The following is an 11,683-nucleotide window of genomic DNA, read 5'->3' on the forward strand; positions in this document are numbered from 1 at the left end:
TTACTCTATTATTAAGGTAATAATCTAGTTGATCAATATCTATATTAGCATGACATGCTTTGTATACAGGACGTATGCCAGACAGTCAAAGCCACTATTTATAGACTGAGACTGATTAAACTATGCTACTTATATGTATGCAAAAATGACGTGATGTATTACACAGCATAAAAAATATCTGAAGTTAGAACATGATTTCAAATCTTTATGGAGCGGTATTTTTTGCTGTATTAGCCAAGATTTAAAGGATAAATTAAATTTCAAAGTATTGAATTATTGATCTATTTTGTGAAAATATAAAATTAATTTTACTTAAAATGAAGTACCACTTAGCTATATGTAAAGCAAAGACTATTCGATTACTTATCTAGAATTTATGGATTTTTATATGTGTATCAGCTTCCATCAAAATAATGCCTAGTATTGGGGTGATAAGTAACTCAGCTTAAATAGGGTTAGGGCTCTTATAAGTAATTTAAAAATTAGAATGTAGTCTTGGGTTCAAATAAATATAGAGTACAAATACCAATTATTGTTTGAGTATGTTGGCATAAGCTCATTTGTACTCATTCTTGAGTAGAGTATATTTTATAATTTTTTGACGATAATGGAATAATTAAAAATACATTTGATTCATTTTTTTATTGCAATGATGCATATGTATCATGCATGATATAAGTATAAATATAACGGAACATATTAATGAGTCATATTATTCATAGAAGCTTGGATAAACCACCTATTATTGCTGTTTCAGGCAAAGGCTGTTACTTACAAGATATGCATGGAAAGCAATATTTAGATGCTTGTGGTGGTGCTGCTGTATCATGTTTAGGGCATGGTCATACAGATGTTTTAGATGCTATTCATTCACAAATTGATCAATTAGCGTATGCACATACAGGTTTTTTTTCTACATCAGTTACAGAAGATTTAGCTGATCACTTAATTAAAACAGCACCTTCAGAGCTGAATAAAGTTTACTTTGTATCTGGTGGCTCGGAAGCTATGGAAACAGCTCTGAAATTAGCAAGGCAATACTTTGTAGAAATTGGCCAAACAGAACGAAAAATTTTTATTGGTCGTGCACAAAGCTATCACGGTAATACATTAGGTGCTCTTTCTGTCGGTGGAAATGAATGGCGTAAAAAGCAATTTTTACCATTACTGATGGATGTCGCAAGGGTGTCAGAGTGTAATGAATACCGTGGCCGAAATGAAAATGAAACTTTAGATCAATATACCGCTCGATTACTGAAAGAACTTGAAGATCGGATTTTATCGATTGGTGCAGAGAAAATTATTGCCTTTTGTGCAGAAACTGTTGTTGGTGCAACATCAGGTGCAGTGCCACCAACGCCTGGTTATTTGAAAGGTGTACGAATTATTTGCGACCGTTACGGGATTTTATATATTGCAGATGAAGTCATGTGTGGCATGGGTCGAACAGGAACTTTACACGCATTTGAACAAGATGAGGTTGTTCCAGATATTGTGGCGATTGCCAAAGGTTTAGGTGGTGGGTATCAACCGATTGGCGCAGTTTTAGTACAAGACTTTATTATTGATGCAATTAAGAAAGGCAGTGGTAATTTTCAACATGGTCATACGTATATTTGTCACCCTACAGCAGCAGCTGCTGCTTTAGCTGTACAAAAGGTCATTTACCGTGATGACTTACTTACACGTGTGAAAAAACAAGGCCATTATTTATATCAACAACTGATAAAAAAACTTTCATCTTTAGAGCATGTTGGGAATGTTCGAGGACGTGGTCTATTTTTAGGGGTTGAAATTGTTAAAGATAAAATATCAAAAACAGCTTTTTCTCCTGAATGTAATGTCAATAAAATCATTAAAGCCACATGCTTTGACCGAGGTTTAATGGTCTACCCTATGGGTGGAACAATTGATGGCAGATTGGGGGATCATATTCTCATTGCACCACCATTTATTATTGAAGATTCAGATATCGATTTTTTAGTCTTAACACTGTATGACGTGATTAAATCAGTCACAGAAGCGGCTTTTTTGGAGGGTAAATAAAATGAATTATCCCAATAGAATGCCCGCCTTAAATGAGTCTGAATGGGATTCAGCACAAAAAGAACAAATACAAGAAATGACCAGTGGCCCAAGAGGCAGAGTTCTTCCGCCATTTGAACCATTACTTCGAAGTCCAGAAATGCTTAAACATGCACAAAGGTTAGGTGAGTATCTCAGATACTCAAGTGCTATAGGACCTAGATTGACTGAATTGGCAATTTTAATGACTGCTAGACATTGGAATCAATCTGTTGAGTGGTCTATTCATGCACCTCTGGCGATTACTCAAGGCATAAAAGCTGTGGACGTGGAGAGTATCAATAAAAAAATTGAACCAACATCTTTACAAGCTGACGAAAGATTAATTTATCAGTTTTGTACTGAGCTACATGAAAATAAATGTGTAGATGATGCAACTTGGAAAAGTGCGATCACTTTATTTGGTGAAAAAGGTGTGATTGATTTAATTGGTGTGAATGGCTATTACACTTTTTTATCAATGGTCATGAATGCAGCACAAACACCAGAGGTAGATACAGGATTTAAGCTCATTCATTAAGTACTAAAGTAGTGCTAAATATAAAAAATGCACTATTAAAAAACGTGAAAAAAAACACTAGTTGTTTGTGATTTGTTGTGTCTTTTTTTTAATAAAAATCATGTATTTACTCTATAAATAGTTGGCATGTGTATTGCAATTAAATTCATTGTTTCTCACTTTAAAAAATAGGTAATCAAATGCGTAAAAATATGAAATTTATTTTAGCTGTTTCATCTTTAATGCTGAGTGCATTGAGTATGTCTGCGATGGCGCAAGACAAATTACGAGTAGGCGTAGATACGGCATTCGTACCATTTGAGTTTAAAGAAGGCAATAAGTATGTTGGCTTTGATATTGATTTATGGGACGCGATTGCGAAAAAAATGGGTGTAGCTTATGACCTTAAGCCAATGGATTTTGGTGGTTTAATTCCCGGTCTACAATCTCGTAATCTAGATGTTGCTATGGCTGGTATGACCATTACGCCAGTGAGAAGACAGGTTGTTGACTTTAGTACCTCTTATTATGATGCTGATTTATTGATGGCCGTTAAAACGAATATGACTATTAGTAAATTTAGCGAACTAGCCAACAAAAAAGTAGGTCTAAAGCAAGGAACTGCTGCAGCAACTTATATGAAAGCACATGTGAATGCAAAGTTTGTTGAATTCCCTAATATTGACAATGCATATCTCGATTTACAAGCAGGTAATTTAGATGCAGTCGTCCACGACTCTCCGAATGTTCTTTATTATGTAAAAACTGCAGGTCATGGAAAAATTAAATCTGCTGGTGAAAAAGACAGTATTCTTGCCCAACAATACGGCTTTGCTTTACAGAAGAATAGCCCTTATACCCTAAAGGTGAATAAAGCTTTAGGTGAACTGCGTGCAGATGGTACATATAATAAAATTTATATCAAATGGTTTAATAAAGCACCGACTAATAAATAATAGAAGGTAATAAATAATGGACTTCGAAATATCTTATGTTTGGCAAGCAATTCCTATATTACTACAGGGTTTAAAACTGACGCTGTTTATTTCAGTCATAGGTCTAATTGCCGGTTTTTTTATTGGTATTGTTACAGGAATTGCACGTGCGACTGGCGGTAAATTAGTTAGTAAAATAGCACTGGTCTATATTGAGGTCATTCGGGGTACACCTATTATGGTACAGGTAATGTTTATTTATTTTGCATTACCTTTAGCCCTGCCTATACATATAGAGCCAATTACTGCGGCAGTGGTAACCATTACTATTAATTCAGGGGCTTATATTGGAGAAATTACGAGGGGCTCTATTTTATCAATTAATCAAGGCTTTAAAGAGGCAGGGCTTGCTTTAGGATTATCATCTAAAGAAACAATGCTGAATATTATTATCCCATTGGCACTTAGACGTATGATTCCTGCCTTAGGGAATCAATGGATTGTCAGCATTAAAGATACCTCTTTGTTTATTGTGATTGGTGTAGGTGAGCTGACGCGTCAAGGGCAGGAGATTATTGCAGGTAACTTTAGATCACTAGAGGTGTGGAGTGCGGTTGCAATCTTATATTTAGTTGTCACTTTGTGTTTAAGCTTCTTATTAAAAGTCATTGAAAAGAAAATGAGAATTTTATGAGTATTGTTGAATTTGATCAAGTATCGAAAAGCTTTGGTGAAACAAGAGTTCTTCATGACATTAATTTGAAAATTAATGAGGGGGAAGTTGTTGTGATTATTGGACCATCAGGCTCTGGTAAATCAACTTTACTTCGGTGTATTAATAAATTAGAAGATATTTCTTCTGGTACTTTACTAGTTGCTGGTCATCATATGACCGACCCAAATTTAAATGAATGTGAAATTCGTAAAGAAGCAGGAATGGTTTTTCAACAATTCCATTTATTTCCTCACTTAACAGCGTTAGAAAATGTGATGTTTGGTCCAACAAAAGTCAGAAAAAAAAGTAAATCTGATGCACAAAAAATTGCTCGTGAATTGTTGGCTCAAGTTGGACTATCTGCTCGTGAGGACCATTATCCATCTGAACTTTCAGGTGGACAACAACAACGTGTTGCAATTGCTAGAGCACTTGCCATCAAGCCAAAAATGATGTTGTTTGATGAGCCAACATCTGCACTAGATCCAGAATTACGTCATGAAGTATTGCAAGTCATGCAATCATTGGCAAAAGATGGCATGACCATGGTTATAGTAACTCATGAAATTGCTTTTGCACGTGATGTTGCTTCGCGTCTTATTTTTATTGATCAAGGTACAATTGCTGAAGATGGTCACCCTGAGGATTTAATCGTTAAAGGTTTAGGCTGTGAACGATTAAAAGAATTTTTACATAATGTATCTTAGGTTATTAAATTAAATGAAAATATTTAATATTTCGGGGAGCGCTTTTCATATTGGTGAAGCACTTGGTCAATTGGGTAAAGCAGCTTGGCACTGTAAAATAAAACACACAGCGTTATGGAAACAATTACAACCGTTTCAAGATAGCTTATATATGCTTGAGCTCAAAAAAAAGGTGCAAAATGATTTTCCTGATATTTGGCAAGAAATTATGGGGCTTGCCAAAGGCTTAGATGAAAGTGTGATGACCGTTTTTTTATGGAATTGTAGAGGAGATGTTCTTTCCTCGACTGCAGATGGTTGTACAACAATTATTGGTACAGATACAGCTGGAAATATGCTTGTTGCACATAATGAAGATGGTTTACCTGAATTGATGGATGATTGCTTTTTAGCGAATGTAACTACAGAAAATGGAGCCTCTTTTTTGAGTTTTGCGTACCCTGCATCTTTATGTGGGCATACCTTCTCAGTCAATTGTTTTGGTATTGTTAATACGGTAAATAATTTAAGAATTAAAAACAGAACAATGGGTTATCCTCGTCAGGTGCTTGCACGAGAAGTACTTAATAAAACAGACATTCAAGAGGTAGTCGATACCTTATTGTATCCAAGGTCTGGAGGTTTTCATCATACGTTGGTACAGAAAAAATTGGGTAAACCGACTTCTTCTATATGTATCGAAGCGATTAATAAGCAGAGTAATGTACGTATAATAGAAAGTATTGGATTACACGCAAACCATGTAGTTTATAAAACATTTGATGCACAAATTATTACAACCAGTTCGCAAGAAAGACAATCCAGATTAGAATCAATTTTTAGCCAAAAAAAGTACATCACCCCTCTAGATTGTTTACAGGCACTTTCCGATACTCAAAATGCAGAATTTCCAATTTATAGAACATCTGAACATGATTCAGACAATGAAAATACCATTGCGACAATTATATTTACTGTTCAAGAAGGTAAGGTGAGTTGGGAGTTATATGGACAAGATCGGAACGGTTGTGAAAATAAAGGTGAAGTCGGCTTATTTAGTGAGTAATATACCCAAATTAAGACCGCCTATTTAATGACGATAAGCTGATATGAATCCTAGACAAAAAATACTTGATCATTTTTCGGAATTATCTCCTGAACTTAAAAGATCTGCACAGTTTATATTAGATAATGAGCAAGAGTTAATAGTATTGTCGATGCGTGGCTTTGCTCAAAAGGCTCAAGTGAAGCCTGCAACGTTATTAAGACTTGCAAAATTTTTAGGCTATGAGGGGTGGAATAGCTTAAAAGATGAATTTATTATCTTAAATGGACTACGAGATCACAGCTATACATCAAAAGCACAAAAAATAGTGAATGATTCAAATCATAACTTATACGATCTATTTTTTGAGTCACAAATGAATAATCTAGTGACGACACACCAACGAAATAAAGACTCTTTTCAGCAATTTGTTAATTTAGTGGATACCACAGGCCATATTTATATTTGTGGCTTTAGGGCAAGTTTTCCAATAGCTTGGTCTTTATTTTACGTATACAAATTGTTTAATAAAAATATTATATTAATTGATGGTTTAGCAAGTAACTTAGAAATGTACATGCGTGATTTTTCAAAAGAAGATACGGTAATTGTTGTTGGATTTGCACCATATTCACGCGAAATTACCTTAGTCGCAGATCATGCACAAAAAGCAAAGAGTAAAGTTTTTGCAATCACAGATCATATAACATCACCGCTTGTAACACATGCAATATCTACCCTTTGGTTTTCTATAGAAAGCCCATCATTCTTCCCTTCTATTTCATCAGGGATAAGTATTTCAGAAGCACTGTTAGCAGCTTTACTATCTAAAAGTGGTCAAAATGCAGTTGAAAAAGTGAAAATTAGTGAAGATTTTATTATTCAGTCAGGTGCGTACTTTAATGAAAAATAGTGATGATATTTTAGGCAAAATAGTCTCAAATATTGATCTTCGAGACTATTCTTATTGTTGATTTTTATGCTCTAGATGGAAATATTTTGGGAATACATCGTAAATATACTGGTAAAAAGCAAAGCTCTACAATAGTTTGCGTTAAAATGACAGCAGGAATGATTGGCATACTACCTGGGACTGCCAAGGCCAAAGGCAAAATAATTAAAGAGTTTCTGTAGCTTGCAGAAAAAGAAATTGCTCTTGCAGAAGAGGCTTCTAACTTGAATAAAGAAGCAATTATCCAACTGATTACTGGTGAAATAATAGCAAAGGCAATATAAATAGGTAATGCCTGTAAGGCCGCATTTTGTGCGAGTCTAATTTGAGGTGTGACAGATGCCAATACAATAAACAAGACTAATGCTGTAGCAGGCACAGGCAATAAATTAAGCGGTACAGTGAACTTAGTAAATGACGTACTTTTATTACTTAACCATTGAACTAAAGCTGCAAGAGTAAGCGGTACAATAATAAACCAAATAAATGCATGTAGAAATGGTCCTACTTCAATGAGTTTTGATACATTATTACCTAATAATACCCCAATATATATTGGAAGTAGCACCATTTGAGTGAGTAAAAGTATGGGGGTCATGGCTAAAAGTAACTTAGCATTACCTTTGCCAATGCTAGTAAAGGTAATCACGTAATCAATACAAGGTGCTAAAAGTACGAATAAAACAGCCAGCCGAATGAATGAATTGTCAGGTAAAAACTGTATAAGGCCTGCTGTAACCAGTGGTAAAGCAATAAAATTACTTATAAATAACGCAGAAATAAATCTTATATTTTTAAATGCATGTCGAATTTCAGTGATTGGGACTTGTAAAAAAGTCACGAATAACATGAGGGCTAGTGCTGGATTAATTAAAGGTTCTAAATCTGATATGCCATGGATTATCAGTCCCCAAATAGCCCCAAGGCATATGCTAGTAAAGTAAATTTTGACTTGATTATCTTCAAGGCGATGGCGTAACTTTTCCATGAATATATTTGCTCAGTTATATGAAGAAGATAAAAATTATCTTACTTTTTTGATATAACCTTCAGTTGGTTCACCTGTACATTGCGTAAATAGCTCTATTGCTTTATCGCAATATTCACAGTGGCCTTGGCAACAGTCATGCATTAAAAAGGCAACAAGATCTGCAAGGGTAGCCCAAATTGCACAGTAAATAATTTGCCGACCTTCACGGCGACTATGGATCAACCCTGCATTTTCTAAGTGACTTAAATGAAATGAAATCCTAGACGGTGCAGCACCATCTAATGCCTCAGCAATATGTCCAGCAGCCATGCCTTCAGCACCTGCAACGACAAGTAAACGCACAATTCGTAAACGCGTTTCTTGTGATAACGCAGCAAATGCATTTAAAGCATTTTTTTCTAACATGACATATCCAATATTTCACTTTTGAAAGATTGTAGGGTGCCACTGCTATTGTTGCAAGCTGACTTAATATATAGAGTGAATAACCAACATCTGTTATATCTCCTAGTTTTCCAACTGTTAAAGTACTTTATGGGAGTAAGTGAGTATTCACTTACGATACGATCTTTTGCCAGATATACGGCATTTGTTGATTGTCATAGCTTTGTTAAACTTTCGTTGTTAATTTTATATTGGGTTTGGATTTACATGATCAAAACATTTCAATATTTCAACAATTATTGAATTATATGAATTAATTCATATCTCAGCAACAAAAAATCATCCCTTAGGATGATTTTTTTTTAGTCATACATTTCATATGCTAATTCTACAGACAAATATTAAACATTGTAAAAATAACGTGCAGGTGGCTTAAGTGACTGATACAAATATTGATTTTATTTACCTTTCTGAGCAAGACATGATTAAAGCTGGCGTTACAGATATGCCAACTTGTGTTGATACCATGGAAGAAATGTTTGGTCTGCTTTATAGCGGTGATTACCGTATGGCTGGAGCAAATAGTGACTCACATGGTGCAATGGTAACTTTCCCAGAGCATTCTCCTTTTGAAACGATGCCAAAACCAACAGCCGACAGACGCTTCATGGCTATGCCTGCTTATTTAGGCGGTAGTTTCCGTACGGCTGGTATGAAATGGTACGGCTCTAATATTGCAAACCGAGAAAAAGGCCTGCCACGTTCTATTTTAATGTTTGCTTTAAATGATGCGGATACCGGCGCACCACTTGCATATATGTCTGCAAATCTGCTTTCTGCTTATCGTACAGGGGCAATTCCCGGTGTAGGTGCAAGACATTTAGCCAGAAAAGATTCTAAAGTCATTGGCTTAGTTGGTCCAGGTGTGATGGGCAAAACAGCAGTATCTGCATTTATTGCTGTCTGTCCACTTTTAGACACCATCAAAATTAAAGGGCGTAGTGAAAAAAGTATTCATGAATTTATTGAATGGCTAAAAGAGAGTCATCCACAAATTGAAAATATTCAGGTTGTAGAAAATATTGAAGATGCTGTACGTGGTTCAGATATTGTGACCTATTGCAATTCAGGTGTTATGGGGGATTTAGATACGTATACCCTTGTAAAACATGAGTGGATAAAAGCCGGTGCATTCTTAGCAATGCCTGCATATTCAGATACTGATGAATTAATGAATCAAAAGAGTGTCAGAAAAGTACTTGATAACCCGGGTATGTATGAAGCTTGGTATGAAGAAGTGCCTAAGCCTGCACATTTACAAATTCCAATGATCGGTATGAAATTTTTAGACATGGTTCATGAGGGAAAAATTCAGCAAGAAGATTTGGAAGACTTAGGGAAAATTGTATCAGGCGATGCTGTTGGTCGAACAAATGATGAGGAAATTATCATTTTATCTGTTGGAGGTATGCCTGTTGAAGATGTGGCTTGGGGGACAGTCGTTTATCGAAATGCCATTTCAAAAGGTATTGGAACGAAATTGAATTTATGGGAAAGCCCAGTTTTACGTTAATTAAAAAACAATGGAGTAATTAAAGATGACACAAGTAATTAAAGTTAAAACAGGGTCAAAATTTGAAGATGAATATAGTTATTCAAGAATAGTTAGTGTAGATAATTGGATATTTGTATCTAATACCGCAGGAAGAAATCCAGATACAAAGGAAATTCCAGAAGATCTTGTGGAACAAACCAAACAGGTTTTTAAAAATATTGAAACTGCACTCGTTCGCGTAGATTCAAGTTTGGAAGATGTGATTGCAGCACGTATTTTTGTACCTAATCCTAAAGATACTTTTGTTGTTATGGATATTTTTGGTAAACAATTCAAAGGAATTGATCCAACGATTACAGTGACTAACTCTCCACTTGTTGCATCTTATTACAAAGTTGAAGTTGAAGTCACTGCCTATAGAAATGCTTCAAAAGCAGAAATTAAAAAGCTGACATTTTAAACTTCAATCCCATTTTATGCGTTAAAGGAAAAGAGATGAGACCAACAATTTCTCCAGTAACAACATCTGATGTATTTCCATCTACAACAACAGTGGTCATTATTGGAGGAGGGATCGTTGGTCTAACAGCGGCACTTACGTTAGCTGAAAGAAAAATTCCTGTTGTAGTTTTGGAAAAAGGACAAATAGCAGGGGAACAATCTTCAAGAAATTTAGGTTGGATTAGAAAAACGAGTCGCCTTGCTGAAGATATTCCACTTGCCCAAGCTTCTGATCGGCTTTGGGCTGAAATGAATGCGCGTGTTCAATCTGATGTGGGGTATCGAAAGTCAGGGATTATGTTTACCACACGTACAGATACTCAAATGGCGGGTTATGAGCATTGGTTTAATGGTATCAAAGGGTTAAATTTAGACTCTAGATTACTTTCGTCACGTGAAATTTCTAATTTGGTTCCTCATGGCAATACACAATGGGCAGGAGGGGTTTATACCCCTTCAGATGGTTGTGCAGAGCCAACGCTTGCTTCAAGTGCGATTGCTAAAGCTGCCATTTCTAAAGGTGCAATTATTATTGAAAATTGTGCAGTAAGAACGCTTACTTTTTCAGCGGGTGAGGTGAGTGGTGTTGTTACAGAAAAAGGTGAAATTAAATGCGACCGTGTATTACTTGCAGGTGGTTTATGGTCACGGCGTTTTTTAGGTAATTTAAATGTTAACTTACCAACACTGCCTTTAATTTGTTCTGTACTTCGTACAACACCGATGAAAGGCCCTACAGATATTTCTTTAGGTGCCCCTGATTTTTCATTTCGAAAACATCGTGATGGTGGATTCATTATTACACAACGTGGCGCGCTAAGAGCACCTCTAACCTTAGATCATCTTTTGATTGGTATGCGTTATTTAAAACAGTTACGTGGGCAGGGTGGTTTTCTTAGGTTGTCTGTTGGTCAATACGGCCTTAAGGATTTTTCTTTAGCACGGCGTTGGCGTGGTCAACAGACCTCACCCTTTGAAAAAATGAGAATAATGGATCCTGAAACAGATCATGCGCTTAATAATGAGGCCATTGAAAACCTTAAAACAGCATGGCCTATATTTTCAAAACTTGAAATTGCCAATGCTTGGGCTGGTGTGATTGATGTAACTCCGGATTCTAACCCTGTGATCGGGGCGATTGATCAAATTCCTGGGTTATTCATTGCATCTGGATTTTCTGGGCATGGTTTTGGCACATCGCCTGCGGCAGGACAACTGGCGGCAGACTTGGTTTCAAATCAGACACCTATTGTCGATCCAGAACCTTATCGTTTTAATCGTTTTTAAAATAGATTTTTATTTATAAAGACTTACTTTTTTATATTAAATGAGTAG

General features: G+C 35.8%; 12 protein-coding genes. 10 read left to right on the forward strand and 2 right to left on the reverse strand.

All coding sequences use genetic code 11. The features are described 5' to 3' along the window. Positions 1 to 702: 702 nt before the first annotated feature. The 7 genes from BLS38_RS07375 to BLS38_RS07405 all read left to right on the forward strand — a co-directional run bounded on the left by BLS38_RS07375 (position 703) and on the right by BLS38_RS07405 (position 6,878). Positions 703 to 2,046 carry an aspartate aminotransferase family protein gene (locus BLS38_RS07375; RefSeq protein ID WP_092748179.1) on the forward strand — a complete coding sequence of 448 codons (1,344 nt, stop codon included), beginning with the start codon at positions 703 to 705 and terminating at the stop codon, positions 2,044 to 2,046. Position 2,047: 1 nt separating this feature from the next. Next, positions 2,048 to 2,605, forward strand: a complete 558-nt coding sequence (locus tag BLS38_RS07380; protein ID WP_092748181.1) for a carboxymuconolactone decarboxylase family protein — start codon at positions 2,048 to 2,050, stop codon at positions 2,603 to 2,605. A 191-nt stretch (positions 2,606 to 2,796) separates the two neighbouring features. Next, positions 2,797 to 3,540: a glutamine ABC transporter substrate-binding protein GlnH gene (glnH, locus tag BLS38_RS07385; protein WP_092748376.1), complete on the forward strand. Its 744-nt coding sequence runs from the start codon at positions 2,797 to 2,799 to the stop codon at positions 3,538 to 3,540. A 16-nt stretch (positions 3,541 to 3,556) separates the two neighbouring features. Next, on the forward strand, positions 3,557 to 4,213 hold the full coding sequence (gene glnP, locus BLS38_RS07390) for a glutamine ABC transporter permease GlnP (protein ID WP_092748183.1): 657 nt from the start codon (positions 3,557 to 3,559) through the stop codon (positions 4,211 to 4,213). Then, positions 4,210 to 4,941 (forward strand): glutamine ABC transporter ATP-binding protein GlnQ, encoded by a 732-nt coding sequence (gene glnQ, locus BLS38_RS07395; protein ID WP_092748185.1) that lies wholly within the window; start codon positions 4,210 to 4,212, stop codon positions 4,939 to 4,941. The genes glnP and glnQ overlap by 4 nt, the downstream gene beginning before the upstream one ends. Positions 4,942 to 4,954: 13 nt before the next feature. Continuing rightward, positions 4,955 to 5,986, forward strand: a complete 1,032-nt coding sequence (locus tag BLS38_RS07400) for a C45 family autoproteolytic acyltransferase/hydrolase (protein WP_092748187.1) — start codon at positions 4,955 to 4,957, stop codon at positions 5,984 to 5,986. 43 nt (positions 5,987 to 6,029) lie between these two features. Further along, entirely contained in the window at positions 6,030 to 6,878 is an 849-nt protein-coding gene (locus BLS38_RS07405; RefSeq protein ID WP_092748189.1) for a MurR/RpiR family transcriptional regulator, read from the forward strand. 64 nt (positions 6,879 to 6,942) lie between these two features. Here BLS38_RS07405 and BLS38_RS07410 read toward each other — a convergent pair whose 3' ends face one another. Both BLS38_RS07410 and BLS38_RS07415 read right to left on the reverse strand, forming a co-directional pair. Then, a complete protein-coding gene (locus BLS38_RS07410) occupies positions 6,943 to 7,905 on the reverse strand; it encodes an arsenic resistance protein (protein ID WP_092748191.1) in 963 nt (320 codons plus the stop codon). A 36-nt stretch (positions 7,906 to 7,941) separates the two neighbouring features. Continuing rightward, the gene (locus BLS38_RS07415) at positions 7,942 to 8,313 is read right to left on the reverse strand and encodes an ArsR/SmtB family transcription factor (protein WP_092748193.1); all 372 of its coding nucleotides are present in this window, start codon (positions 8,311 to 8,313) and stop codon (positions 7,942 to 7,944) included. Between the two features lie 415 nt (positions 8,314 to 8,728). On the opposite strand from BLS38_RS07415, the gene BLS38_RS07420 reads away from it, so the two are divergent. Genes BLS38_RS07420 through BLS38_RS07430 form a run of 3 tightly spaced genes read left to right on the forward strand, consistent with a single transcriptional unit; the run spans position 8,729 to position 11,635 of the window. Next, on the forward strand, positions 8,729 to 9,865 hold the full coding sequence (locus BLS38_RS07420; protein ID WP_092748195.1) for an ornithine cyclodeaminase family protein: 1,137 nt from the start codon (positions 8,729 to 8,731) through the stop codon (positions 9,863 to 9,865). A 25-nt stretch (positions 9,866 to 9,890) separates the two neighbouring features. After that, positions 9,891 to 10,307 carry a Rid family hydrolase gene (locus BLS38_RS07425; protein ID WP_092748197.1) on the forward strand — a complete coding sequence of 139 codons (417 nt, stop codon included), beginning with the start codon at positions 9,891 to 9,893 and terminating at the stop codon, positions 10,305 to 10,307. Positions 10,308 to 10,342: 35 nt separating this feature from the next. Then, the gene (locus BLS38_RS07430) at positions 10,343 to 11,635 is read left to right on the forward strand and encodes an NAD(P)/FAD-dependent oxidoreductase (RefSeq protein ID WP_092748199.1); all 1,293 of its coding nucleotides are present in this window, start codon (positions 10,343 to 10,345) and stop codon (positions 11,633 to 11,635) included. The last annotated feature ends 48 nt before the right edge of the window (positions 11,636 to 11,683 follow it).

This window comes from Acinetobacter boissieri (genome assembly GCF_900096955.1).
Lineage (GTDB): Bacteria > Pseudomonadota > Gammaproteobacteria > Pseudomonadales > Moraxellaceae > Acinetobacter > Acinetobacter boissieri.

Excerpts from the sequence above, each read along its gene's own strand:
- BLS38_RS07375 (WP_092748179.1), top strand. The coding sequence starts at position 703 with ATGAGTCATATTATTCATAGAAGCTTGGATAAACCACCTATTATTGCT.
- BLS38_RS07380 (WP_092748181.1), top strand. The coding sequence starts at position 2,048 with ATGAATTATCCCAATAGAATGCCCGCCTTAAATGAGTCTGAATGGGAT.
- glnH (WP_092748376.1), top strand. The coding sequence starts at position 2,797 with ATGAAATTTATTTTAGCTGTTTCATCTTTAATGCTGAGTGCATTGAGT.
- glnP (WP_092748183.1), top strand. The coding sequence starts at position 3,557 with ATGGACTTCGAAATATCTTATGTTTGGCAAGCAATTCCTATATTACTA.
- glnQ (WP_092748185.1), top strand. The coding sequence starts at position 4,210 with ATGAGTATTGTTGAATTTGATCAAGTATCGAAAAGCTTTGGTGAAACA.
- BLS38_RS07400 (WP_092748187.1), top strand. The coding sequence starts at position 4,955 with ATGAAAATATTTAATATTTCGGGGAGCGCTTTTCATATTGGTGAAGCA.
- BLS38_RS07405 (WP_092748189.1), top strand. The coding sequence starts at position 6,030 with ATGAATCCTAGACAAAAAATACTTGATCATTTTTCGGAATTATCTCCT.
- BLS38_RS07410 (WP_092748191.1), bottom strand. The coding sequence starts at position 7,905 with ATGGAAAAGTTACGCCATCGCCTTGAAGATAATCAAGTCAAAATTTAC.
- BLS38_RS07415 (WP_092748193.1), bottom strand. The coding sequence starts at position 8,313 with ATGTTAGAAAAAAATGCTTTAAATGCATTTGCTGCGTTATCACAAGAA.
- BLS38_RS07425 (WP_092748197.1), top strand. The coding sequence starts at position 9,891 with ATGACACAAGTAATTAAAGTTAAAACAGGGTCAAAATTTGAAGATGAA.
- BLS38_RS07430 (WP_092748199.1), top strand. The coding sequence starts at position 10,343 with ATGAGACCAACAATTTCTCCAGTAACAACATCTGATGTATTTCCATCT.